This window comes from Proteus alimentorum (assembly GCF_002607735.1).
GTDB classification, from domain to species: Bacteria; Pseudomonadota; Gammaproteobacteria; order Enterobacterales; family Enterobacteriaceae; genus Proteus; species Proteus alimentorum.
In genome coordinates this window covers 53,562-78,433 of sequence record NZ_NBVR01000003.1, presented here as the reverse complement: position 1 = coordinate 78,433, position 24,872 = coordinate 53,562, and the positions used below count along the sequence as shown (strand labels likewise).

Annotated in this window: 23 protein-coding genes; 14 read left to right on the top strand and 9 right to left on the bottom strand. The window is 38.6% G+C overall.

Annotation, left to right across the window (positions count from 1 at the left end):
* The first annotated feature begins 138 nt into the window (after positions 1–138).
* The 11 genes from rpoE to acpS all read left to right on the top strand — a co-directional run bounded on the left by rpoE (position 139) and on the right by acpS (position 9,672).
* Positions 139–717 carry an RNA polymerase sigma factor RpoE gene (gene rpoE / locus B6258_RS00695; protein ID WP_006533574.1) on the top strand — a complete coding sequence of 193 codons (579 nt, stop codon included), beginning with the start codon at positions 139–141 and terminating at the stop codon, positions 715–717.
* Positions 718–755: 38 nt separating this feature from the next.
* Positions 756–1,382, top strand: a complete 627-nt coding sequence (gene rseA, locus B6258_RS00690; RefSeq protein WP_240531499.1) for an anti-sigma-E factor RseA — start codon at positions 756–758, stop codon at positions 1,380–1,382.
* Between the two features lie 47 nt (positions 1,383–1,429).
* Positions 1,430–2,398 carry a sigma-E factor regulatory protein RseB gene (gene rseB, locus B6258_RS00685; RefSeq protein ID WP_099073677.1) on the top strand — a complete coding sequence of 323 codons (969 nt, stop codon included), beginning with the start codon at positions 1,430–1,432 and terminating at the stop codon, positions 2,396–2,398.
* Positions 2,399–2,411: 13 nt separating this feature from the next.
* On the top strand, positions 2,412–2,876 hold the full coding sequence (gene rseC, locus B6258_RS00680; protein WP_099073676.1) for a SoxR-reducing system protein RseC: 465 nt from the start codon (positions 2,412–2,414) through the stop codon (positions 2,874–2,876).
* Positions 2,877–3,177: 301 nt separating this feature from the next.
* Positions 3,178–4,974 carry a translation elongation factor 4 gene (gene lepA, locus B6258_RS00675; RefSeq protein WP_088495030.1) on the top strand — a complete coding sequence of 599 codons (1,797 nt, stop codon included), beginning with the start codon at positions 3,178–3,180 and terminating at the stop codon, positions 4,972–4,974.
* Between the two features lie 14 nt (positions 4,975–4,988).
* On the top strand, positions 4,989–5,960 hold the full coding sequence (lepB, locus tag B6258_RS00670; protein WP_099073675.1) for a signal peptidase I: 972 nt from the start codon (positions 4,989–4,991) through the stop codon (positions 5,958–5,960).
* A gap of 195 nt (positions 5,961–6,155) precedes the next feature.
* Positions 6,156–6,836: a ribonuclease III gene (gene rnc, locus B6258_RS00665; RefSeq protein ID WP_069367822.1), complete on the top strand. Its 681-nt coding sequence runs from the start codon at positions 6,156–6,158 to the stop codon at positions 6,834–6,836.
* The gene (era, locus tag B6258_RS00660) at positions 6,833–7,741 is read left to right on the top strand and encodes a GTPase Era (RefSeq protein WP_023581601.1); all 909 of its coding nucleotides are present in this window, start codon (positions 6,833–6,835) and stop codon (positions 7,739–7,741) included. The genes rnc and era overlap by 4 nt, the downstream gene beginning before the upstream one ends.
* A 9-nt stretch (positions 7,742–7,750) precedes the next feature.
* Positions 7,751–8,491, top strand: coding sequence for a DNA repair protein RecO (gene recO / locus B6258_RS00655; protein ID WP_099073674.1), 741 nt, complete (start codon positions 7,751–7,753; stop codon positions 8,489–8,491).
* Between the two features lie 69 nt (positions 8,492–8,560).
* Complete coding sequence (gene pdxJ, locus B6258_RS00650) at positions 8,561–9,292, top strand: pyridoxine 5'-phosphate synthase (protein WP_075673670.1); 732 nt, start codon at positions 8,561–8,563, stop codon at positions 9,290–9,292.
* Complete coding sequence (gene acpS, locus B6258_RS00645; RefSeq protein ID WP_069367826.1) at positions 9,292–9,672, top strand: holo-ACP synthase; 381 nt, start codon at positions 9,292–9,294, stop codon at positions 9,670–9,672. The genes pdxJ and acpS overlap by 1 nt, the downstream gene beginning before the upstream one ends.
* Positions 9,673–9,712: 40 nt before the next feature.
* Here the strand turns inward: acpS and B6258_RS00640 are convergent, their stop codons facing one another.
* The 3 genes from B6258_RS00640 to B6258_RS00630 all read right to left on the bottom strand — a co-directional run bounded on the left by B6258_RS00640 (position 9,713) and on the right by B6258_RS00630 (position 10,845).
* Entirely contained in the window at positions 9,713–9,973 is a 261-nt protein-coding gene (locus B6258_RS00640; protein ID WP_072068718.1) for a YfhL family 4Fe-4S dicluster ferredoxin, read from the bottom strand.
* Between the two features lie 242 nt (positions 9,974–10,215).
* Positions 10,216–10,524 carry an addiction module antidote protein gene (locus B6258_RS00635; RefSeq protein ID WP_099073673.1) on the bottom strand — a complete coding sequence of 103 codons (309 nt, stop codon included), beginning with the start codon at positions 10,522–10,524 and terminating at the stop codon, positions 10,216–10,218.
* 3 nt (positions 10,525–10,527) lie between these two features.
* Positions 10,528–10,845, bottom strand: coding sequence for a type II toxin-antitoxin system RelE/ParE family toxin (locus tag B6258_RS00630; RefSeq protein ID WP_099073672.1), 318 nt, complete (start codon positions 10,843–10,845; stop codon positions 10,528–10,530).
* A gap of 206 nt (positions 10,846–11,051) precedes the next feature.
* Here B6258_RS00630 and B6258_RS00625 point away from each other — a divergent pair, with 206 nt between their 5' ends.
* Positions 11,052–11,687, top strand: coding sequence for a LysE family translocator (locus tag B6258_RS00625; RefSeq protein WP_099073671.1), 636 nt, complete (start codon positions 11,052–11,054; stop codon positions 11,685–11,687).
* A gap of 107 nt (positions 11,688–11,794) precedes the next feature.
* Positions 11,795–12,325, top strand: a complete 531-nt coding sequence (gene tadA, locus B6258_RS00620) for a tRNA adenosine(34) deaminase TadA (RefSeq protein ID WP_099073670.1) — start codon at positions 11,795–11,797, stop codon at positions 12,323–12,325.
* A gap of 7 nt (positions 12,326–12,332) precedes the next feature.
* Here the strand turns inward: tadA and B6258_RS00615 are convergent, their stop codons facing one another.
* From B6258_RS00615 to mltF, 6 genes are all read right to left on the bottom strand, one after another.
* The gene (locus B6258_RS00615) at positions 12,333–12,881 is read right to left on the bottom strand and encodes a fimbrial protein (protein ID WP_099073669.1); all 549 of its coding nucleotides are present in this window, start codon (positions 12,879–12,881) and stop codon (positions 12,333–12,335) included.
* Complete coding sequence (locus B6258_RS00610; protein ID WP_099073668.1) at positions 12,881–13,951, bottom strand: fimbrial protein; 1,071 nt, start codon at positions 13,949–13,951, stop codon at positions 12,881–12,883. The genes B6258_RS00615 and B6258_RS00610 overlap by 1 nt, the downstream gene beginning before the upstream one ends.
* Before the next feature lie 25 nt (positions 13,952–13,976).
* Complete coding sequence (locus tag B6258_RS00605) at positions 13,977–14,741, bottom strand: fimbrial biogenesis chaperone (RefSeq protein WP_099073667.1); 765 nt, start codon at positions 14,739–14,741, stop codon at positions 13,977–13,979.
* A gap of 30 nt (positions 14,742–14,771) precedes the next feature.
* Positions 14,772–17,258, bottom strand: coding sequence for a fimbria/pilus outer membrane usher protein (locus B6258_RS00600; RefSeq protein ID WP_099073666.1), 2,487 nt, complete (start codon positions 17,256–17,258; stop codon positions 14,772–14,774).
* A 178-nt stretch (positions 17,259–17,436) separates the two neighbouring features.
* Positions 17,437–17,985, bottom strand: a complete 549-nt coding sequence (locus B6258_RS00595) for a fimbrial protein (RefSeq protein ID WP_099073665.1) — start codon at positions 17,983–17,985, stop codon at positions 17,437–17,439.
* A gap of 805 nt (positions 17,986–18,790) precedes the next feature.
* A complete protein-coding gene (gene mltF, locus B6258_RS00590; RefSeq protein WP_099073664.1) occupies positions 18,791–20,263 on the bottom strand; it encodes a membrane-bound lytic murein transglycosylase MltF in 1,473 nt (490 codons plus the stop codon).
* A gap of 264 nt (positions 20,264–20,527) precedes the next feature.
* Between mltF and purL the strand changes: the two genes are divergently transcribed.
* Positions 20,528–24,418: a phosphoribosylformylglycinamidine synthase gene (gene purL, locus B6258_RS00585; RefSeq protein WP_099073663.1), complete on the top strand. Its 3,891-nt coding sequence runs from the start codon at positions 20,528–20,530 to the stop codon at positions 24,416–24,418.
* Positions 24,419–24,872: the final 454 nt, after the last annotated feature.

Genomic DNA, 24,872 nt, shown 5'->3' with positions numbered 1-24,872 from the left:
AATGATTGAATTGAACTTCATACTATTTTTGCGCTCTAAGTCTTGTAGCTCATAAAAACGAGAAGGAATAACGAGAGTAAATATGACGGAGTCATTTAAAAATAGTGCGAAGCTTGACTTCGGGAGAGTCCATCTCTAATGAGCGAGCAGTTAACGGACCAAATGTTGGTTGAAAAGGTACAAAATGGTGACCAGAAAGCCTTTAATTTGCTGGTTATCCGCTATCAACACAAGGTAGCAAGCCTGATTTCCCGTTATGTACCACAGGGTGATGTGCCAGATGTTTCGCAAGAAGCCTTTATCAAAGCTTATCGTGCCATCGGTTCTTTCCGTGGAGATAGTGCTTTTTATACATGGCTTTATCGCATTGCTGTGAATACAGCAAAAAATTATCTGGTCGCACAGGGGCGACGTCCGCCTTCGAATGATTTAGATGCGAGTGATGTTGAAAATTTCGAATCACCCAATGCACTAAAAGAAATTTCGAACCCTGAGAATTTAATGTTGTCTGAAGAGTTACGGAGAGTGGTTTTTCACACCATAGAGTCATTACCTGAAGATTTAAGAGTTGCTATTACACTTCGGGAACTTGACGGGCTAAGCTATGAAGAGATAGCGGTCATTATGGATTGCCCTGTCGGAACAGTACGTTCACGTATTTTTAGGGCGCGAGAAGCTATTGATAATAAGGTTCAACCATTAATACAAGAGTTTTAATTGTGGGTGAACCATCATTGACTGAAGGGTACTTTTACATGCAAAAAGAAAAACTTTCTGCATTTATGGATGGCGAAGTTCTTGATAAAGAATTAATGGGTACAATTGCTCGTGATGACTCCATGAAAGAGACATGGCAACGCTACCATTTAATTCGTGACACAATGCGTGGTGATGTAGGTGAAGTAGTCCACTTCGATATCGCAAGTCGCGTTGCGCTCGCTTTAGAGAATGAACCTGTTCGCATAAGTCCTGAACAACAACGAGAGCAGCAACCTGCGCCATCACAATGGCGTCAGCACTCTTTCTTACAAACGTTACGTCCTTGGGCAAGTCAGTTAACTCAAATTGGTGTTGCGGCTTGTGTTTCATTAGCTGTTATTGTTGGTGTTCAGCAATATAATGGAAAAAGTGGTTCTGAAGATTTCCAAGTAGATACGCCTGTATTTAATACTCAACCGATTATGGGTTCAGGTTCACCAGTGAGCTTAAATCTTCAAAACGATACTTTAGGTAAAGACCAACAAACACGTTTACAAGAGCGTAATCAGCGCCTTGGATTAATGTTGCAACAGTATGAGTTAGATCGTCGTATCTATAATGCACCACAAAATGAAGCGCCAGCTAGCGCTCAAGGTGAAACTCAATCCGTAGCAGCACAGTAATAATAGATGTGAATGTATAAATAACGTGTGGGAATAAAACAGTCGTAATGAAAAAATCATGGTTATCCACCTTATTGCTGGTGGGCAGCCTGTCAATGCCGATACAAGCCTTGGCGCAACCTCAAACAGGTAGTGTCGAGGCTTTGTTGCAAAAGATGGGTCAGACAAGTCAAAACTCTACCTATGAATTATCTTTTATCAATATCAATTCTCAAGGTATTGTTCCTATCCGCTACCGTCACACTCTTATTGATGGCAAACCACTTGCACAATTAATGCAAATGGACAGTACTCGCCGTGAAATTGTTCAACGTGGTGATGAAATCAGTTATTTTGAGCCGGGCTTAGATGCTTTTAGCTTAAGAAACGATCATATCGTTGATTATATCCCTTCTATTATTTACCAAGATTTCAATGAGTTATCAGGTTATTATAATTTTATTGATGCAGGAAGAACGCATATTGGTGATATTCCAAGCCGAGTTGTTCGTGTACTATCAAAAAATAATGACCGTTATGATTATGTCTTGTTTATTGACGAAGAAAGATATCTGCCTTTAAGAGTCGATCTGTTAGATAAGAATAATGACATCATTGAACAATTTCGCGTGATCACCGTTAATGAAGGGAATGAAGTTAGAACTGAACTTAATTCGTTACGTACCGTCAATATGCCACCTTTATTATTGATACCAAAAGTTAAGCCTTTAGTTTATAACTGGTCGGTGAGTCAATTGCCTGAGGGTTTTAAAGAGGTAAAACGCAGTAACCATCAAATTTCTGAAACTGAGTTTAGTCAGTCTATTTTATTTAGTGATGGCTTATTTGACTTCTCCATTTATGTTAATAAAAGTGGTCAACAGGTTAATTCGCCCGAACGCGATAAAATGTTGAGGTATGGTCGTAATACAATTTATACCTATGACAAAGAAGGTAATGAAATTACCTTTATTGGTCAGTTACCATTTCCTACAGCACAAACAATAGTTAATAGTGTTGTATTTACGAAAAAGTAAAAGGGTATAAGTTATGGTTAAAGAGTGGGCAACAGTAATACATTGGCATGAAGGACGTGCGTTATTACGCTACGGATCTTCTTCTGGCTGTGGTAGTTGCCAAGCTCGTGCTGCGTGTGGCTCTTATTTATTAAATAAAATAGGGCCTGAGACAGTGCATCAACTCGAACTTCCCGTTGCACAACCTTTAGTCGAAGGGCAAAAAGTGGAAGTGGGGATTCCTGAAAATAATCTACTTCTTTCCGCAATGCTAGTGTATTTAACGCCTCTTATTGGCTTATTTATTGTTGCAGGTATTGCGAGCCTTTGGTTTTCGAGTGAATTTGCTATTTTTTGCAGTGGGCTAGTGGGCGGCGCCCTTGGTTTTTTATTTGCCAAAAAAGTGGCAACTTGGTGGAGCAAAGATGAAGGTTTTGAACCTATTATATTGCAAATAGGACTTCCACCCCATGAACTTAACGTTCAATTTCAAGAATAATAAGTTAATTAAAAAGATGGGGCATTTGCCCCATTATTTTTGTCATGCTGCTTTTGTAATCATATCTATCTTAAATTAACACGTTTCTATATCTGGAAATTACCCGCAAAAAATGACAAATAAATGCAAGTCTTAGCATAAATGTTTGTGTTTGATGAACGTTTCTTTGAGTATAATGTCTCTAGTGTGTAGAATGCGTCATCAATAATAACTCCTGCAATATAGAGTTTTCGCTTTGTGTCCATGAATGACTCCAAAGCCAGATTTATAGAGCAAAGCAATAGAGAAAAATAATTTCAGAATGAAAAACATACGTAACTTTTCCATTATCGCACATATTGACCACGGTAAATCGACGTTATCAGATCGAATTATTCAAATTTGTGGTGGCTTATCAGATCGTGAAATGGCTGCGCAGGTTCTTGATTCTATGGATCTTGAGCGTGAACGTGGTATTACAATCAAAGCGCAAAGCGTAACTTTGAATTACACCGCTGATGACGGTGAAGTTTATCAGCTTAACTTTATCGATACCCCAGGACACGTTGACTTCTCTTATGAAGTATCTCGTTCACTCGCTGCGTGTGAAGGCGCCTTATTGGTCGTAGATGCTGGGCAAGGGGTTGAAGCGCAAACATTAGCAAACTGCTATACCGCGATGGATATGGATCTCACCGTCGTTCCAGTTTTAAATAAAATAGATTTACCTGCAGCCGAGCCTGAGCGTGTTGCTGAAGAGATTGAAGACATTGTGGGAATCGATGCCACAGATGCAGTACGTTGCTCTGCAAAAACAGGTATTGGTGTTAAAGAAGTTATCGAACGTCTTGTTAAAGAAATTCCAGCACCTGAAGGTGATGCAGACGCTCCATTACAAGCATTGATTATTGACTCTTGGTTTGATAACTACCTTGGTGTTGTTTCACTGATCCGTGTTAAAAACGGTAAAGTCAGCAAAGGCGATAAAATCAAGGTAATGAGCACCGGTCAGATTTATAACATTGACCGTATTGGTATTTTTACACCAAAACAAATTGACACAACATCATTAAATTGTGGTGAAGTAGGTTGGGTTGTTTGCGGTATTAAAGATATTTTAGGCGCGCCTGTTGGGGATACTTTAACAGCAGCCCAAAAACCAGCAGATAAACCATTGCCAGGCTTTAAAAAAGTTAAGCCACAGGTTTATGCGGGGTTGTTCCCAATTAGCTCTGACGACTATGAATCATTCCGTGATGCATTAGGTAAATTAAGCCTGAACGATGCGTCGTTGTTCTATGAGCCAGAAAGCTCAACAGCGTTAGGTTTTGGTTTCCGTTGTGGTTTCTTGGGTCTTCTTCATATGGAGATCATCCAAGAACGTTTGGAACGTGAATATGACCTCGACCTGATTACAACGGCTCCAACCGTAGTTTATGAAGTTGAAATGACTAACGGTGATATTGTATTAGTGGATAGCCCGTCTAAATTACCACCACTGAATAATATTGAAGAAATCAGAGAGCCTATTGCTGAATGTCATATGTTATTACCGCAAGAATACTTAGGTAACGTAATTACTTTATGTATCGAAAAACGCGGTGTTCAAACCAATATGGTCTATCATGGTAATCAGGTTTCATTGACTTATGAAATCCCGATGGCTGAAGTGGTATTAGATTTCTTTGACCGCTTAAAATCAACATCACGCGGTTATGCTTCTTTAGACTATAACTTTATTCGCTTCCAAGGCTCTAACATGGTCCGTGTAGATGTCTTGATTAATGGTGATCGTGTTGATGCTTTAGCATTGATTACACATAACGATAATGCACCTTATCGTGGTCGTGAGCTGGTGGAAAAAATGAAAGAATTTATTCCACGTCAACAGTTTGATATCGCCATCCAAGCGGCAATTGGTAACCATATTATTGCTCGTTCAACTGTTAAACAGTTACGTAAAAACGTATTAGCCAAATGCTATGGCGGTGACGTTAGCCGTAAGAAGAAACTGTTACAGAAACAGAAAGACGGTAAAAAACGTATGAAGCAAATTGGTAACGTAGAGCTACCACAAGAAGCGTTTTTAGCCATTCTTCATGTTGGTAAAGATAAATAATTTAAGGAGAAAACATGGCTAACACGTTTGCCTTGATCCTAACATTGGCAACGTTAATAACGGGCGTTTTTTGGGGAATTGAGCGCTTTAAGCTCAAGCCAGCTCGAAAAGCAAAACTAAAGCGTCTTCAAGAGATGACGCAAGGAACCGAGGATCAGCAAGAATTAGCAAAATCAATCAATAAACCAAGCTGGGCAGAGACATTAGGCTCTTTATTCCCAGTTTTGATTATTGTTTTGGTTCTGCGTTCATTTGTGTATGAGCCGTTTCAAATACCTTCTCGCTCCATGATGCCAACCTTGTTGGTTGGCGATTTTATCTTGGTTGAAAAGTTTGCTTATGGATTAAAAGATCCAATTACACAAACCACGTTAATTAATACAGGGAAACCCAAACGAGGCGATATCGCTGTATTTAAATATCCTCGTGATCCTTCTACTGACTTTATTAAACGTGTTATTGGATTACCGGGCGATAAAATTGTTTATGATATGATGTCGAAAAAACTTCATATCTATCCAAATTGTGATAAAGCCATTTGTAATGAAGAAATATCAGTAACTTATGGTACTGCTTATCCAAGTGAATGGACGTTGTTATTACAGAATGTACCAGGTGGTCAGCGTATTAATGGTATGAAATCTATTCCAATTGAGGAGCCTATTTCAACAGCAACTCAATTACGTGAAGAAGAAAGAGTAGAGACGATTGATAAAGTCTCTCACCGTATTATGACAATACCCGGTGATATGACGATGCCAGAGTTTATCCAACCAGGATTACCTGTCGGTACATGGATTGTTCCTGAAGGTCATTACTTTATGATGGGTGATAATCGAGACGGTAGTTCGGATAGTCGTTTCTGGGGCTTTGTTCCAGAGAAAAACTTAGTAGGTAAAGCGACAACAATCTGGATGAGTTTTGAAAAAGTAGAGAATGAATGGCCGACAGGCGTTCGTTTTAGCCGTATCGGTGGCATTAAGTAATTATTAACAAAATAGCGACAGCATTCCTTCTTATCTAAGTGTAGAATATGTCGCTTCTTTAAATATGATTGGCTCCTGTTATTGGCAGGAGTCAGTGCAAACGCAACAGTTCTGTTATCCAACCCGATAATTTCTCGTTGTATTAAACAGATTTGTTGCGTGTGCTTCAAATTAAGTTATGGAAATTGATCGCACATGAATACTTTATTAGTAAACCAGTTACAAAAGAAACTGGGCTATACTTTTACGCAAAATGAATTATTACTACAGGCTTTAACGCATCGTAGTGCCAGCAGTAAACATAATGAACGCTTAGAATTTTTAGGTGATTCAATTCTAAGCTATGTGATTGCTAATGCCCTTTATCATCGCTTTCCTCGTGTTGATGAAGGTGATATGAGCCGAATGAGAGCAACGCTTGTTCGTGGAAATACACTCGCTGAATTAGCACGTGAATTTGAACTCGGCGAATGTCTACGTTTAGGCCCTGGAGAATTAAAAAGCGGCGGCTTTCGTCGCGAATCAATTTTAGCGGATACGGTGGAAGCTTTAATTGGTGCAATTTTCCTCGATAGTGATATTCAAAATATCGAAAAAATTATTTTAAATTGGTATGAGAATCGTTTGGCTGAAATCAGTCCGGGCGATAAGCAAAAAGATCCTAAAACTCGTTTGCAAGAATATCTGCAAGGCCGTCATTTGCCATTACCTTCTTATATTGTGGTACAGGTTCGTGGCGAAGCCCATGATCAAGAGTTTACGATCCATTGTCAGATAAGCGGTATCGAACAACCTGTCAAAGGGATGGGTACAAGCCGTCGTAAAGCTGAACAGGCCGCTGCTGAACAGGCATTAATACAACTGGAGCTTGAATGAGCGAAGAACAAACCTATTGCGGATTTATTGCGATAGTCGGTCGCCCAAATGTGGGAAAATCAACACTACTGAACCAATTACTGGGGCAGAAAGTTTCTATTACATCACGTAAACCGCAAACTACGCGTCACCGTATCATGGGTATTGATACCGATGGTGCTTACCAAGCGATTTATGTGGATACACCAGGCTTGCATATCGAAGAAAAGCGAGCCATCAACAGACTGATGAACCGCGCAGCAAGCAGTTCAATAGGTGATGTTGAATTGGTTATTTTCGTTGTAGAAGGCACCAACTGGACGCCTGATGACGAAATGGTGTTAAATAAATTAAAATCATTGCGTTGCCCTGTTTTATTAGCCATTAATAAAGTGGATAACGTGACTGATAAAACCAAGTTGCTTCCACACATTGGCTTTTTAAGCCAACAAATGGATTTTCTTGATGTTGTACCAATCAGTGCTGAAAAAGACATGAATATCGATACGATAGCGAAAATCGTACGTAAATGTTTACCTGAAGCGACTCATCATTTCCCTGAAGATTATATTACTGATCGCTCTCAACGTTTTATGGCATCAGAAATTATTCGTGAGAAACTGATGCGCTTTTTAGGTGAGGAATTACCTTATTCTGTCACTGTTGAAATAGAGCAATTCGTTACCAATGAGCGTGGTGGTTATGATATCCACGGATTAATTCTGGTTGAGCGTGAAGGCCAGAAGAAAATGGTTATTGGTAATAAAGGTGCAAAAATCAAGAAAATTGGTACTGAAGCCCGCATGGATATGGAAGACTTATTTGAAAACAAAGTTCACTTAGAACTTTGGGTGAAAGTCAAAGCAGGTTGGGCTGATGATGAACGTGCTTTACGTAGCCTTGGCTATGTGGATGATTTAAAGTAGGTAACAGAAGTGGATGGCTGGCAACGTGCATTCGTTATCCATGCTCGACCTTACAGTGAAACGAGTTTATTACTCGACTTTTTCACTGAAAATGAAGGGCGAGTACGCATATTGTCAAAAGGTGCGCGAGGCCGTCGTTCACCCTTAAAAGGGGCACTTCAACCTTTTACTCCTTTGCTCATTCGTTGGAGTGGGCGAGGAGAAGTTAAAACACTTCGTGATGCTGAACCTATCTCTTTAGCATTGCCGCTGACAGGCTCTGTACTATACAGTGGCTTGTATCTCAATGAATTATTGTCTCGCGTTTTAGAAAATGGGACCTCTTATAGTGTCCTTTTTTTTGAATACCTTTCCTGTTTGCAAATTCTTGCTGCTAGTGATACCACACCCGAAGCTGCTCTAAGGCGCTTTGAACTCGCGTTATTAACACAACTTGGCTATGGTTTAGATTTTCTGCATTGTGCTGGAAGTGGAGAGCCTGTTTCAGATTCAATGACCTATCGTTATCGGGAAGAAAAAGGTTTTATTGCGAGTTTAGTGGTTGATCATAATAGTTTTACGGGATTTGAATTAAAATCCTTAGCCAGTCGCGAATTTCCTACGGTTGAAACATTAAAAGCGGCGAAAAGGTTTACTCGAATGGCATTGAAGCCCTATTTAGGCGGAAAGCCATTAAAAAGTAGAGAACTTTTTAGACAATTTGCCATTAAAAAATCCCCAAAGAAAAGAGCATTGATGGCAGAACAGTAATATTGTCTTTTTCTTCTCTATGGAATGTGTAAACTAAGGTAATGCAACGTTATTTTTCAGGAGAAGAGCATGTCTGATATTCTACTTGGCGTTAATATTGACCATATCGCCACCCTTCGTAATGCCCGAGGCACAACGTATCCCGATCCTGTTCAAGCGGCTTTTATTGCAGAACAAGCCGGCGCTGATGGTATTACTATCCATTTACGTGAAGATAGACGTCACATCACTGATCGCGATTTAATGCTGATAAGCCAAACAGTTCAGACAAGATTAAATCTGGAAATGGCGGTCACCGAAGAGATGATCGAGATAGCTTGTCAAACTCAGCCTGATTTTTGCTGTTTAGTACCTGAAAAACGCCAAGAAGTGACAACAGAAGGTGGTTTAGACGTTGTTGGCAACGAAGCAAAAGTTGCTGATGCAATTAAACGCTTATCTTTAGCGGGTATCAAAGTTTCTCTGTTTATTGACCCTGACCATGAACAAATTAACGCAGCCGACCGTGTTGGTGCACCTTTTATTGAGATCCACACAGGTGCTTATGCTGACGCTGAAGATGAAATGGCTCAAGAAAAAGAGTTTGTCCGTATTCGTGATGCAGTGACTTATGCCGCATCGAAAGGCTTAAAAGTGAATGCAGGGCATGGTTTGCATTACCACAATGTGCAACGTATTGCCGCATTACCTGAACTTTATGAATTGAATATTGGTCATGCAATTATTGGTAGAGCCGTATTTAGTGGATTAGCGCCTGCGGTTGAAGAAATGAAACGCTTAATGCGAGAAGCGCGTCGCTAATGGCTATTGTTGGCTTAGGTATGGATATCGTCGAGATATCGCGTATCGAAGATATTATAGGGCGTTCTGGTGAACGCCTTGCTCGTCGCATTCTTACTGATACAGAATGGGAAATTTATCAATCCCATAAACAGCCAATACGCTTTTTAGCTAAGCGGTTTGCAGTAAAAGAAGCTGCGGCAAAAGCATTAGGAACGGGCATTCGTTTAGGATTGGCTTTTAATCATTTTGAAGTACGTAATGATGAGTTAGGCAAACCTACACTGCATTTTTTAGCGGTTGCCAAAGAGATGGCAGAGAAAGCGGGGATAAACTCTATTCATGTAACACTAGCTGATGAACAGCGTTATGCTTGTGCGACCGTTATTTTAGAAAAATAGCTCTCTTAGATTTATCACCCACAAAATCATTGATTAAGGTTTAGATCTTATCTGCGTGGTGGATCAACACAAATTTTTCCCATAATTCATCTTGAGATTCAGTATGAGTAGGATCGATGATGATCGTGTTAGTAATCGGACAAACCGATTGGCAAGTTGGTTTATCGTAATGTCCTACGCATTCAGTACAAAGATCAGGATTAATTTCATAAATATCATCCCCCATTGAAATAGCATCATTAGGACATTCGGGTTCACACATATCGCAGTTGATGCATTTCTTCGTAATTAGTAAAGCCATATCAGTCACTTAATATATAAATTATTAAATTTCAGTAACTTATATCTTGCACTTATATGTTACCATCTATCAGTTTTATGTAGCTATATCCGATAAAATAGCGTTTTATCATTCAAATGGGGATATCGCCCAAATCTTCTTGCTTAATGAGAGGTAAGCAAGGGAGGGTAAGATTACCATTTATATGACATTTCCTAAAGTAACATCACTCAAATGGCTTATCAGATTATATAAATAAAATATTAAGCGCTAACCAATGAGGAGAAATGAAAACCAGTAGCATTAATGACATGGCGTAGTGTCTTTAATGTAGGGTTACCTGTTGGTGATAGGGTTCGGTAAAGTGTTTCGCGTGAAACACCTGCTTTTTTTGCAATAGCTGCCATGCCTCCACGGGCTTCTACGATATGGCGTAATGCCATAAGAAAAGCTTCTTGCCCACCATCTTCATCTATGTCAAGGAAGGCTTGATGTAAATAAGCTTTAGCAAAATCAGGGTCTTCACGTAAAATTTCAACCATTGCATCATCATGCAAACGAGAATTTGGCATAATCTACCTCTTTAAATAATCTTTTAGACATAGGATAGCTTTATTAATATCAGTATCCTGAGTTCGCTTATCTCCAGCTAGAAGTAGCAATATAATTTCGCCATCGATTAAACTATAGTAAACCCGATATCCAGCCCCTTGATCAATTCGTAATTCCCAAACACGATCACGGCAAGGTTTATGATCGCCAAAATGCTCACTTGCCATTCTATTTACTCTTGATGCAATTTTTGCTTTAGCAACAGGATCGCGTATTTTTTTGAAATAGTCAGCATATAAGTCTTTGCCATCTATTGTTAAGTAATGTTTGATCGTTTTCATTAGCAAAATGTAGCTTAAAAGCTACGTATCAACAACTATTTTTGTAGCTTATAAGCTACTATAATTTATCAGTAATATATATAAAAAGCAAAAACCCTAGGTAGAAGCGAGTCAATATTAATGATAAAGAGTATGTTTTGTGGTATCCCGCACACCTAATACTCTGTTATTGATGTTAAATAACGCAATAACATAAGGGGTATTTTATGCCAACGCTGTTTAATATGTGGACATTTGCACTTTTATCCTTGGGGTTAGTGCTAACACCCGGCCCTAATATGATTTACTTGATTTCACGCTCAATCTCACAAGGGAAAAAAGCAGGATTTATCTCGCTAATCGGTGTAGCAGTTGGCTATATTTTTTATATGTTATTAGCGGCATTTGGTATTACGGCCATTTTTATGGCCGTACCTTATGCTTATGATACGTTGAAGATTTGTGGTGCGATTTATCTTCTTTATATCGCTTGGCAATCTATTAAACCCGGTGGACGTTCTATCTTTCATCCCAAAAAATTACTTTCAGGTAATACAACAAAACTCTTTGTGATGGGGTTTGTTACCAATCTATTGAATCCTAAGATTGCATTGATGTATTTATCACTGTTACCTCAATTTATTAGTATTCAAAATGGTAGTGTTTTAAACCAATCATTAGTGTTAGGTAGTATTCAAATCGTTATTAGTATCGCAGTAAATGCATTGATTGTTATTGCCGCTGGCTCTATTGCTGGGTTCTTTATGCAAAGGCCTCGTTGGGCACTTATTCAGCGTTGGTTTATGGCAACAATCTTAGGGGCTTTAGCCATTAAGTTAGCTACAGAAGCACGCGTAAACTAAAGTTTTATCTTGCTATCTTTATCATAAACAATTCAAGACAATCTCTTTAGTTATCAATAGAAAACAGGGTACAATATCCCGCTATATGATAATGAAGAGATATCCTTGTGAATAAAATTAAAGATGATATTTATTGGATGCATAAAGCGATTGAGCAAGCGCAAAAAGCACAAGAAATCGGTGAAATACCGGTGGGCGCAGTATTAGTCGTTGATAATAAAATCATTGCTAAAGGATGGAATCATTCAATTATTGATAACGACCCTACTGCACATGCAGAGATCATGGCATTACGCAAAGGGGGAAAGCATTTACAAAATTATCGTCTACTCGATGCGACGCTCTATATTACCCTAGAACCTTGTGTGATGTGTGCCGGAGCGATTGTGCATAGTCGGGTAAAACGTGTGGTTTATGGTGCCTCAGATTTAAAAACGGGTGCAGCTGGTTCATTTATTGATATTTTACAGCATCCCGGAATGAACCATAAAGTTGAGATAACATCTGGTGTCTTAGGTGAAGAGTGTTCACAGCTTTTGAGCCAATTCTTTAAAATGAGAAGGGCTGAAAAGAAACAACTTAGAAAGCAAAAAAACAGTCCAGTCATAATCAATACTGGATCAGCAATAAAAGAATAATACCTGTTTACTGATAATTGAGGGTATACGTTGCTTGTGCTTGGAATGGGCCAGTTAGCAATGTTTGATTTTTCAGCGCAGAAGGTGAAGCCTCAACATACGTCATAAAATTAAATTGAATATGTTTATTATTAAGAAGCCGAGTTGAGCTCGGTTTTTTTAATTGAATAACGTTGCGTTGAACATCTGTAAATACAATACCGATACTTTTCGGATCTTCAGATCCCGTGCCGACGACAGCAAGGTGATCGGGCATTGTAGGATGCTCTTTCCCATCTAGCGTAATCGTGACGCTTTTATAAATATCCTGACTGCAATTTTCTAAACTAATACTAAAAGCAACAGGTTCACTTTTTTGAAAAGTATAAAGATCTTTTGCTGATATCTGTTTGAAATCAATTATTTTATTTTCATCACCAGCAACAATAGTACAACCATGTGCAACCACTACACCTTTAAATTCCATATCGCCACCAATCAGCTCTGTTACAGCAAAGGCGGGAGGTGAAAGTAATAATAAAAGAGAAATAGCAGATTTTATTATTGGGTTTTTCATTACATAAACTCCGCAACTAATGTGGCATGTGCTGAAAATTCACCTTCTGTAATTTTGCTACCTGTTTTTGCAATAGGAGCGGCTGTGACTTCCCAACTTCCTTTAAAATTATTCAGTTTCCCGACAGAAAAATATTGATTAGGTGGCACAATCGCACCTGATTTGTCTCTTAAAACAATACCTAAATTTGTTCTATCTACAGGTCCTGTTGTACCAAGATAATTAGGATTAAAACTCGCAATACCTGAGCTTCCAGTTTGAACTTTAAACATAATTCGACTGTTAGGATTAGTAAAACTACCACCTTCACACTTGATTGGAATATTGCGTGTGATTTTGTAGTTTTGACCATTTAAATAGTCAGAAGTATTGCCGACATTGCCAAAATCAAAGGTAATAGGAGATCCATTATTAAATGTACATCTGTCTTCCGTAGTTAATATTCCTGAACTAATCACTAATGCTGAAATTGGCTCAGGACCATATTCTTTATATAAGCCATTACCTACTCGAGCATACATTTGAGCTACAGCTTGTCCTGTTAATGAAACCCCATTAATAATCGGTTTTTTCAAGCGAAAGACTAATACACCACTACTTCCTGATGACATATTAGGTTTTGGTGATTCAGGGACACGACAACCTTGTTGCCCATTTCGATTGTTCGGTTTTTCAATAAAAGGAACAGTAGGAAGTGATTCAGGGCCCCAAATGGAAAACTTGATCTGAACGTCGACATATTCGTTAAGTTCATAGTAATTATTACCTAAATAGCGTAGGTCAGAATTTGCCATATAATAGGTACGAGAATTCGGAACTAAGGGATCTTTAGGACAATAAACCGTTGCTAAATATCTGTCAGGCAAAGAAAAGTTGACTGTGGCAGTTTCACCTGGTTGGTTATTCGGAAATGTTGCGTTATTTAACGCAACCCTAAAAATATTAGGGCCTCCAACAGTGCGAACTTCACCATGAATATAAGCAGATGCAACAACTGGGGTACATAACATTGCGCCAGTAAAAAGTAATTTTAGCGTATTGAAATAAAAATTTGCTGTTGTTAATTTCATTTTATTCCTACCAGCGTCAAGTTAATTAATATTTGGGTTGTTGTTCTTTAGGTGCAGCTTTACAGCTATTTTGTTGGCAAACAAATTTTAATTCTGGATGTCCGCCGTAATCATTTACATACATCAGGTAAAACTGATTGACGTTACTGGTTTTAACTGGAATTTCCAGTGATGATTTAGGCGCAACCATTAAACCAGGGAAAGTCGTTAACTTATCGCTATCTTCACCATTTAATTTATTAGAAAGTCCAATAATGGTGATGTAGTAAGGTGTTGGATTTTCAGCAATAAATTGATTACCTTGTTTTTTAAATACTAATTGGTCTTGCCAAATCATACCCGGCTTTTCAGGAATAATAGCCGTTGGGCGGTAGAATAATTTAATGCGAGACTGCATTGCCATTTGCAACACGTTAGCTTGTTTTGGTGCGGGTGGAATTTCACGCACATTTAAATAAAACAGTGATTCTCTATCTTGTGGCAAAAGACCAATTTCTGCTGTTTTGGTAATTCTGACCACGCCTTTTTGATCACCATCAAGACGCTGTAAAGGTGGCAATGCTACTAAAGGCGAAGCGATTTTTTGTCCGTGTTCATTTTCAACCCATGATTGCGCTAAGAAAGGAATATCAGGGCTAGTATTTTTTAGGTTTACGCTAGCTGAGTTTTCGTTGCCCATTAGTACAATGCGAGTTCTATCTAATGACACGCCCGCTTGAGTCGTACTCACAATACTAAGTGCAATTAATGAGCCGCAAAAAAGCGTTTTAAGTGTGTTGAATGAGTTCATACAATTATCTCTAGTAATTCATTTTATTCATTAAAATCCCTGACATAATAACAATTCATGTTTTAGTGGATCGTTAATTGCAGCTGGGATTGTAATCGTACACTGGGTTTTACCACCCCAGATCACGTTTAATGATTCATTAAGGTTAACACCGGCGATATAAACTAAACCATCTTCCATCACCATTCCCATATTTTCACCGTTTTTATTGGTGATTTCGGAACCAAATGGCGGGTGTTTTTGATCGACTGTCTGTAAGATAGCCATTAGGCGTTCACCTTGGCGAACAGGGAATTTATAGTAGCCAATTGCGCCTTCAGTTAATGTCGCAGAAGTAATAGCTTTGTGTGTTTCAATATCTGAATCCATTTTATCAACATCAATACGAGCATCAACATTGTTATAACTCGTTAAGTCAGTTAATACCCCAATACCAAAGAGGTTTGTCGTTGTGCTTTGATTATTAAATGGTACGCCTGCAACGCCATCAGTATCAACCATCATGCGAGCAGTACTTGATGTCATGCTACTGCTATGTAATGCAGCGCCGTGGCGTGTTGCAGTAAATCCGCCTTTAACTGTTGCACCTAGTGCAACATAATTATCTTGTTGATAGCTCGCATTGGCGTTAATTTCTGCATATTGCGAACGGTGTTGATAATAACCATCAGTATTGGCTTTATTGTCTGAGCTTAAACCTGCACGGACACGCCATAGATTATTATAATTGCTATTATCAGAATAAGAGGCCATTTGGTTCACTTTTCCGTTACTATCTTGCAAGCTATAACCAATATTTTTGCCACTTCCTAATGGAACTGAAATATTAAAAGAAATACTGTCATCAGTGTTTCCTTTATGCTGCGTACGGAATGCAGATAAGTTAGTATTAATCTGCTCTATACCCATAATAGAAAAATTACGGCTTATCGTAGCGCCATATTGCTCTTGTGTATTTTTATCCCAATAATTTTGGTGTCGATAAGAGAGATAAAGCGTTGTCGATTTTTCAATATCATCAGCCCAAAAAGTTTTGTTACCTGTAATGGTATACATCTCTTTTTCATAACCCGTGTTATTAATGTCGTTGTAACGTTCATCTATATATTGAGAGAAAGATCGGAATGTTTTCTCTGAAAAGCGGTAACCTGCAAAAGTAATTGTGCTATGGTACTCATCGAATGTTTTCGCGTAGTTCAGTTTGAATGACATCCCATTAATATTTTCATTATTATAGGTTTTGCTATAAGACTGAGTAATATCACCTGAAAGTGTACCTAAACGTCCCATATCGTGACCTAAACCTAATGACCACGCGTTGTAATCTTTAACTGTCAATAAAACCCCGCCATACAGCGACCATGTGTTGTTCATACCCCATGAAAAATCGCCTTGATAAAAAACAGGGCCTTGCATTTTATGATTATTGAGCGATGACTGACCCATTGATGTGTTATAACGCACTGATCCTGGGCGAGTCATATAAGGTAGATTGGCTGTTTGTACTTGGAATTCATTTACTTTGCCGTTTTGCTCTTCAACACTGACATTTAATTGGCCTTGTACTGTGTCTTGTAAATGTTTAATAACAAAAGGGCCCGCAGGGACTGTGGTTTCATAAATTAAGCGACCGTTTTGCGTTACAGTCACTTTGGCGTTAGTGTTTGCGATACCATGAATTTCAGGTGCATAACCTTGCAAAGAAGGGGGCAACATTCTTTCATCACTTTGTATGTTGGCACCTGTAAAACGAAAACTATCAAAAACTTGAGAGTTTAAATAAGTTTCACCAAGCGTTAATTTTGCTGCTTGGTTCGGTAATGGTTTATATGCGTAAATCTGATCCCAATCAAAGCTATTATTTGATGAATATTCAGATGAATAGTTTCCTTGATATTCAGCACGTAATCGCCATTCACCAAGGTTAATTCCAGCTTGCCCATATCCTGTCAATGAGTTGTTATTATTACCTTTATTTGGGCGAGTTGATGTACCTGTTAAGGTATAGTCAACTAATAACCCAGATACACCCGGATCCCACAATTCAGGTGGTGTCCAATCTGTATCTTCATATTTCATTAATGAACGAGGTATAACAATATCGAGAATGCCGCCATCATTTTTGATAGAGATACCCGGTAATTGACTAATATCGAAACAATCTGGTGAGATTTCTTCGATAAATTTTTGATTATCTTCGTTAATTGTTAACTTTTTTAGCAGAGTAGGGTCAATACAAGCGATGGAATAATTGGGTTTCACTTCAACATAATTGATGTTTTGGCGAGGGAAGTCACGACCATTTATACGGATATCTAAGTAGTACATACCCGGAATGATGTAATTAGAGGTTGCAAAACGAGATAAATCGACATTATCTCTGTCTTCGGCATCTAGCATATGAATGTTAAATTCCACAGAATCATCTTGCTCGGCTTGAGCGAAAAACGCTAAGCACAATAGCAAAATGGCACAAATGTTTTTCCATATTGTGCTGTGAAAAAAAGAAATTAACATGAATAAACGCCTAATTATTAATTAAATAAAAACTAATTAAATAATGAATATTTATTTAATTAGTTTTTATTTAATTCTTATTAAACTGAAGTGTTTTATCAAATTTAACGCAGAGGAAGTCCCCTGCGTTAATGCAGTAATTAATTTATTATTTAATTAGTTTAAATAAATAAAACGATTACTGATAATCAACTTGGAAGTTGATAACGGCTTGGAATTCACCAGGAGTTACAGTAGCGTCTGCTGATTCAGCTTGAACGTAAGCAACGAATGGGATCTTAGAAACACCATTAACTAATTGTACTGGTGTTGTTGCTGTGTTCCATTTTACTGATTTGCTACCCGCATCCATTAAGCCAATACCTGCGCCAGAAGCTGAGCCAGATACGAAAGATGCTAAGTCTTTATTTGCTGCATTAACAACACTTGGTGTATAGCTAACAGTAGCTGTTTTTGCTACGGTAGTATCACAGTCTTGTAATTCGATATCTTTTTTAACGTTACCTGCTTTCTGCATATTTGCTAATGCAGAAGTTGGAATTTCACTGAAATCAACAATAACAGGACTTGACGAAGCTGCTAATCCACAAGCTGAATTAACAATTTCACCTTTTAATTGAATTTCGCCTTTAGTTGCGCCAACTTTTGGTGCAGGAGTTTCAGCAGTTGCAACAGAATTAATACCAAATACTAAAGCAGCAGCTAAAGCAATTTTACTCAGTTTCATTATAGATAATCCCTTGAAGATCATGCGTATTATTATTTATAAAAAATAATATTAATGTCGGAATATAAAAATTGATTTGCATTATATTTCGAGTTGTTTCGAATAATGACTGATTTATATGATATCAACAAAGCCATTCTATTTGATATAACGTTTTGTTGATTTACTCAATTTTCATATTTAATCTCGTCTATTCCATATTAATAGAATTTTATATAGATTAATTCTTTCTATTACTCATTTTATGGGTTAAAAAGTTTATCAGGCAGATAAATTTAATAGACAATGCAATTAACATTATTTTAACTTTACGAAAAGTAATGTTATTAACATTGGATTAAGAAAATTAATAAAATCAATTATAGATTATCGTAATATATATAATTCAATAAGTTATATGTTAACAAAGGCATATTTAGGTTAATTCTCATCGAAAAAAAAGTTTATCCGAAAATAATAATCATAAAATGAATAATAACTAATGAGATAATTCCTACGTATTTAAGTCAATTTTTTCTTATATTTCACTTATTCTGATAGTCTTAAAGTGACTAATTAGGTCGTTTTAAATACAGTTTACTCATTAACTGAGTGTATTGGCTAATGAGTGTTACATTTTTTAACACTTGTGTTTTCCCTCCTTTGGGTAAGGAATGACATAAAAAATGTAACAATTTTTAATATTAAGAAAACATTAATTCAGGGGGCTTTAATGGTTGGCGTGATTTTTGAATAGTAGAAATGAAATAATAAGCCTCTATCAAAGAGGCTATGTTGTTTAATCGGTTGTTTTTAAGTACAAAAATTATTGATAAGCCATATCATGAGTCAATGACAATGATGATCTTTCTTGTTCTTCATTATTATCATTCTCTTTATCTTTAGATAATATTTTATTTTTGCTCTCTTTGGCTTGAAGGTAACCGACAAGGCTAAGTTGATATCGTCGAATGTTTTCAACATAGCGATAAGCCTCATGGCCTCTGGCATAGCCATAAGGGAGATCTGCATAATATTTCTTTTGGCTAAGTAGTGGTAATCTTGATTTTACATCTAGCCAACTATCAGGATCAGCATTTTGTTGCTCAGTAAGCCTTCTAGCATCAAGCATATGACCAAATCCCATATTATATGCTGCTAATGCAAACCAAATCCTTTCATCTTCAGGGATAGAATCTGGTAAGCGTGAAAGGAGATGCTTAAGATATTGTGCTCCTCCTCGAACACTCTCATCAGGATCAAGCCTGTCAGTAACGCCCATACTTGATGCCGTAGGGCGAGTTAACATCATCAATCCTCTAACTCCAGTTGGTGATGTAGCATGAGGATCCCAATGCGATTCTTGCCATGCCATAGCTGCCAATAACCGCCAATCGAAAGTATCCGCATATTTTTCAAAAAGAGGCTGATAGTTTGGCAAAATAGAATCTATTGCTGTAATAAAAGAGATAGTATCAAAGTAATCAAACGAACCCACATGGCCAAAGTACTTTTCTTCAAGCCTAGCTAATACATCTTCTTGAGATAATTGATTAAAATAATCGAGCATCGCTGCATATAAGCTATTATCTTCGCCATCTGGCAGATACCATGTTAGTGGACGGCTTTCAGTGACTTCAAATCCTACGGCAACATTAGGATGAATGCGTTGCTGTACTGCAACACTGATTGAATCTGCTAACACGTAGGTTATTTTGCCTTCTGATAATGCTTCTAGCAGTTGAGAGGTCGTCTGATTATCTGATTCTTCCCATTCAAGCTCGGGATATTGCGTCTCTTTTAATGTTCGCAATAAACTTGCATGAGCAGAGCCTGCAGTGACAATAAGACGCCCATCTAACGTATCAAAGCTACGTGGTCTTAATGTCCCTTTACGATAAATAAGCTGTTGAGAAACTGAAAAGTAAGCAGGCCCACTGCGTGTCGTATCTAGCCTCTCTTTATTATAAAGTAATCCGGCAGCGATAAAGTCAGCTTTATTATTCTCCAGATCATCAAACATTTGGTTGATATTTGTCCGCATATTAACGACAAGTTTCACGCCGAGATAATCTGCAAAGCGTTTCACTAATTCATAATCGAAACCTACGGGGTCCTTTTTATCGTTCATCGTTATCAATGGTGACGGTATCGTACTAATTCTTAACTCACCACGAGATAAAATCTTATTTATCTGCGCTTTTTGCCTATCCGGCCATGTAATATTCAACGCGATAATAGCCGCTGAAAAGAGCGCTATGATAACGATAACGAAATAGTTTATCCTTATATTATTCAATAGGTTGGTTCTCGTTAACGTTGTTTGTTGTTGTGTGTAAAATCGTCATTTTAACATGGATAAATTTCCAGTAATCGAGCATTTTGCTTAACATATTGGCAAGACGCAACTTGATTACACCAATTAATCATTAAAACACTCTAAGTTAAATGCCGTTATTTTGTTCACGCAAACGGTTTCGTCTGGACGGTTATTCTATTATACTAGTCGCGTTTCCCCTGAATGATTGATCAGGCTAGCTGCTAAAAGAGAGAACTCAATACTATGGAAATCCTGCGTGGCTCCCCCGCTTTATCCGCGTTTCGTATTAATAAATTACTCACTCTATGTCAGGAAAATGATCTTCCTGTACAAGGTATATATGCGGAATTTGTCCATTTCGCGAAAGTGGAAGGGCAGTTATCTGAAGATGATCAAATTAAATTACGTCAACTACTGCATTACGGGCCTTCATTAACAGAACATGAGCCTGTTGGGGAAATGCGAGTTGTTACGCCTCGCCCAGGAACCATTTCACCTTGGTCTTCTAAAGCCACAGATATTGCACATAACTGTGGTTTAGCCAAGGTTGTCCGAATTGAACGTGGTATCGCCTACTTTATTGAGTGCGGTACGATGACAGAGACTCAGTGGCAACAACTTTATGGTTTTATTCATGATCGAATGATGGAAACCATCTTCTTAAATTATCAAGATGTCAATGCACTTTTTGTCGAGCAAACGCCAGCACCACTAAAAACGATTGATGTTCTTGCTAAAGGCAAAGATGCACTCGTAAAAGCCAATATCGAAATGGGATTAGCGTTGGCAGACGATGAAGTTGATTACTTAATCGATGCTTTTAACCGCTTACAACGTAATCCAACAGATGTTGAGCTTTATATGTTCGCACAAGCTAACTCTGAACACTGTCGCCACAAAATATTTAATGCTGATTGGATAATTGATGGTAAAGCGCAAGATAAATCATTATTTAAAATGATTAAAAATACGTTTGAGCAAACGCCGGATTATGTCATGTCAGCTTACAAAGATAATGCGGCAGTAATGGAAGGCTCTGTGGCAGGTCGTTTTTATCCAGACACAGAAAAAGGGCATTATCAGTATCATCAAGAGCCAGTACATATCTTGATGAAAGTAGAAACACATAACCACCCAACGGCTATTTCACCTTGGCCGGGCGCGGCAACGGGTTCAGGTGGTGAAATTCGGGATGAAGGTGCAACTGGACGTGGTGCAAAACCTAAAGCTGGCCTAGTTGGATTTTCAGTTTCTAACTTACGTATTCCCGGGTTTGAACAGCCTTGGGAAGAAGATTTTGGCAAACCAGAGCGTATTGTTAATGCATTAGACATCATGACTGAAGGCCCACTAGGTGGTGCGGCATTTAATAATGAGTTCGGTCGTCCGGCATTACTAGGCTACTTCAGAACCTATGAAGAACAAGTTAATAGCCACAATGGCGTTGAAATTCGCGGTTACCATAAACCAATTATGTTAGCTGGGGGGATCGGTAACATTCGTGAAGATCACGTACAAAAAGGTGAAATCACAGTGGGTGCCAAGCTGATTGTACTTGGTGGGCCCTCTATGAACATCGGCCTTGGTGGTGGTGCGGCTTCTTCTATGACATCAGGTCAATCAGATGCAGATTTAGATTTCGCCTCTGTTCAGCGTGATAACCCAGAAATGGAACGCCGTTGCCAAGAAGTTATCGACCGTTGTTGGCAATTAGGTGACGATAACCCGATCTTATTTATTCATGACGTTGGTGCGGGTGGTCTTTCTAATGCAATGCCTGAATTAGTCAATGATGGCGGTCGTGGTGGTCGTTTTGAATTACGTGATGTTCTTAATGATGAACCAGGGATGAGTCCACTTGAGATCTGGTGTAATGAATCTCAAGAGCGCTATGTATTGGCGGTATCACCTGAAAAAATGCCTCTTTTTGATGCGTTATGTCAGCGTGAAAGAGCACCTTATGCTGTGATCGGTGAAGCGACGCAAGAGCGTGAATTAGTGCTCAATGATACACATTTTGATAATAAGCCGATTGATATGCCATTAGACATATTATTAGGTAAAGCGCCTAAAATGTTGCGTGATGTCACATCACTTAAAACAGAAGGTGAGTATCTTTCTCGTAAAGATATCGATTTAAAAGATGCCGTTTATCGTGTTCTTCATTTGCCTGCCGTTGCTGAAAAAACCTTCTTAATTACCATCGGTGACCGCACGGTAACGGGTATGGTTGCGCGTGATCAAATGGTCGGGCCTTGGCAAATTCCTGTTGCTAATTGCGCGGTTACTACAGCAACATTAGATAGCTATTATGGCGAAGCGATGTCTATTGGTGAACGGGCTCCTATCGCACTGTTAGATTTTGCTGCATCTGCACGTATGGCTGTCGGTGAAGCGCTAACAAATATGGCGGGTTGTGATGTTGAAGCGCTTAATCGCATTAAGCTTTCGGCTAACTGGATGTCAGCAGCAGGTCACCCCGGTGAAGATGCAGGGTTATATGATGCAGTGAAAGCTATTGGTGAAGAATTATGCCCAGAGTTAGGTATTACTATTCCTGTGGGCAAAGATTCGATGTCAATGAAGACGCGTTGGCAAGATAAAGAGGGGAAAACTAAAGAGGTTACTTCTCCATTATCTTTAGTTATTACGGCATTCTCTCGTGTTGAAGATGTGCGTAAAACAGTGACACCTGAATTATCAACACAAGCAGGAAACCGCCTATATCTAATTGATTTGGGAAATGGTCATAACGCATTAGGCGCGACGGCACTAGCTCAAGTTTATCGTCAACTCGGCCAAAAAGCGGCAGATCTTCGTGATGTTGAGCAGTTAAAACAGTTCTTTAATGTGATGCAACAATTGGTCAATGATGGCAAGTTGTTGGCCTATCACGATCGTTCTGATGGTGGATTATTTGTCACTCTTGCAGAAATGGCATTTACAGGTCATTGTGGCTTACGCGTTGATATCAGTGCTTATGATGAAGATATTTTAGCAGGACTCTTTAATGAAGAGCTCGGTGGTGTGATCCAAATTAGTGCTGAACATCAAGAGGCTGTCGAAGCACTGTTTTCTGAATATGGCTTATCGGATTGCTTACACTATTTAGGCCAAGCAACAGAAGATGACGCCATTATTATCCAAAGCCGTGAAACTGAAGTTTACAATGAAAAACGCAGTACATTGCGCCTTTGGTGGGCCGAAACAACATGGCAAATGCAACGCTTACGTGATAATCCAGAGTGTGCGGATGAAGAGCATCAAGCAAAACAAGATCTCAACGATCCGGGTTTAAATGTGAAGTTAACCTTTGAGCCTAATGACGATATTGCTGCACCTTATATTGCAACAGGAAGTCGTCCTCGTATTGCGGTATTAAGAGAACAAGGCGTTAACTCTCATGTCGAAATGGCGGCAGCTTTTGACAGAGCAGGTTTTGATGCTATCGACGTTCATATGAGTGACTTACATTCATCACGACGTTCACTTAGTGATTTTGATGTGCTGGTGGCGTGTGGTGGGTTCTCTTACGGTGATGTATTAGGTGCGGGTGAAGGTTGGGCGAAGTCTATTTTATTTAATTCTCGCTTACGTGATGAGTTTGCTCAATTCTTTGAACGCCAAGATACCTTATCCCTTGGGGTTTGTAATGGTTGCCAAATGATGTCTACATTATCAGAACTTATTCCTGGTGCAGATTTGTGGCCTCGTTTTGTTCGCAACCGTTCAGAGCGTTTTGAAGCGCGCTTTAGTTTAGTGAAAGTAACAGAAAGCCCATCATTATTGCTACAAGGTATGGTGGGTTCACAAATGCCTATCGCTGTTTCTCATGGTGAAGGTTTTGCTGAATTCCGTAATGCTGAGCAATTAGCACAACTCGAAGCCCAAAATTTAGTGGGATTACGTTTTGTGGATCACTACGGTAATCCAACAGAACAATATCCATTAAATCCGAATGGCTCTGTAAAAGGGATCACGGCTGTCACTACAAAAGATGGTCGTTCAACCATTATGATGCCTCACCCAGAACGCGTGTTTAGAACAGTGAGTAATTCTTGGCACCCAGATAACTGGGGTGAAGATAGTCCTTGGATGCGTTTATTCCGCAACGCAAGAAAACAATTTGATTAATCAGATGTAATATTGTCTTAGTGGTAAACACATAAAGCCTCTACATTGTTAGAGGCTTTATTCTATTGATAGTAAAAGAATTCTTTTTTATTGTGCAAAAATAGCGACACTTGCCATTTTGCTTGTCTCTTTTTGGTGACATTTAATGTATTGAAATATAAGCTATTATTAAATTTAAGGTAACTCTGTCTGGATATGGAGACAGCTTGGTTGTTTTATAACGAGATAAAAGAGAGTGATAAATAAAATAGTAGAGAAGCGTTTTTATTTTTTGTTTTTTTTCAATATGTTAAGTGATTGATTTAAAAGTTGGCACGCCTTGTGCATTATATAGCTTAGTTGCTCATTCAACTTTTTATGTCGGTCCACAATATGGGTGGGAACATACCACATAAGCCAGGAATGACGCCAGAGTAAGGTGCCTACCGTCCAACATCATGATATTCGTCTTCGG

Excerpts from the sequence above, each read along its gene's own strand:
- rpoE (WP_006533574.1), top strand. The coding sequence starts at position 139 with ATGAGCGAGCAGTTAACGGACCAAATGTTGGTTGAAAAGGTACAAAAT.
- rseA (WP_240531499.1), top strand. The coding sequence starts at position 756 with ATGCAAAAAGAAAAACTTTCTGCATTTATGGATGGCGAAGTTCTTGAT.
- rseB (WP_099073677.1), top strand. The coding sequence starts at position 1,430 with ATGAAAAAATCATGGTTATCCACCTTATTGCTGGTGGGCAGCCTGTCA.
- rseC (WP_099073676.1), top strand. The coding sequence starts at position 2,412 with ATGGTTAAAGAGTGGGCAACAGTAATACATTGGCATGAAGGACGTGCG.
- lepA (WP_088495030.1), top strand. The coding sequence starts at position 3,178 with ATGAAAAACATACGTAACTTTTCCATTATCGCACATATTGACCACGGT.
- lepB (WP_099073675.1), top strand. The coding sequence starts at position 4,989 with ATGGCTAACACGTTTGCCTTGATCCTAACATTGGCAACGTTAATAACG.
- rnc (WP_069367822.1), top strand. The coding sequence starts at position 6,156 with ATGAATACTTTATTAGTAAACCAGTTACAAAAGAAACTGGGCTATACT.
- era (WP_023581601.1), top strand. The coding sequence starts at position 6,833 with ATGAGCGAAGAACAAACCTATTGCGGATTTATTGCGATAGTCGGTCGC.
- pdxJ (WP_075673670.1), top strand. The coding sequence starts at position 8,561 with ATGTCTGATATTCTACTTGGCGTTAATATTGACCATATCGCCACCCTT.
- acpS (WP_069367826.1), top strand. The coding sequence starts at position 9,292 with ATGGCTATTGTTGGCTTAGGTATGGATATCGTCGAGATATCGCGTATC.
- B6258_RS00640 (WP_072068718.1), bottom strand. The coding sequence starts at position 9,973 with ATGGCTTTACTAATTACGAAGAAATGCATCAACTGCGATATGTGTGAA.
- B6258_RS00635 (WP_099073673.1), bottom strand. The coding sequence starts at position 10,524 with ATGCCAAATTCTCGTTTGCATGATGATGCAATGGTTGAAATTTTACGT.
- B6258_RS00630 (WP_099073672.1), bottom strand. The coding sequence starts at position 10,845 with ATGAAAACGATCAAACATTACTTAACAATAGATGGCAAAGACTTATAT.
- B6258_RS00625 (WP_099073671.1), top strand. The coding sequence starts at position 11,052 with ATGCCAACGCTGTTTAATATGTGGACATTTGCACTTTTATCCTTGGGG.
- B6258_RS00615 (WP_099073669.1), bottom strand. The coding sequence starts at position 12,881 with ATGAAAAACCCAATAATAAAATCTGCTATTTCTCTTTTATTATTACTT.
- B6258_RS00610 (WP_099073668.1), bottom strand. The coding sequence starts at position 13,951 with ATGAAATTAACAACAGCAAATTTTTATTTCAATACGCTAAAATTACTT.
- B6258_RS00605 (WP_099073667.1), bottom strand. The coding sequence starts at position 14,741 with ATGAACTCATTCAACACACTTAAAACGCTTTTTTGCGGCTCATTAATT.
- B6258_RS00600 (WP_099073666.1), bottom strand. The coding sequence starts at position 17,258 with ATGTTAATTTCTTTTTTTCACAGCACAATATGGAAAAACATTTGTGCC.
- B6258_RS00595 (WP_099073665.1), bottom strand. The coding sequence starts at position 17,985 with ATGAAACTGAGTAAAATTGCTTTAGCTGCTGCTTTAGTATTTGGTATT.
- purL (WP_099073663.1), top strand. The coding sequence starts at position 20,528 with ATGGAAATCCTGCGTGGCTCCCCCGCTTTATCCGCGTTTCGTATTAAT.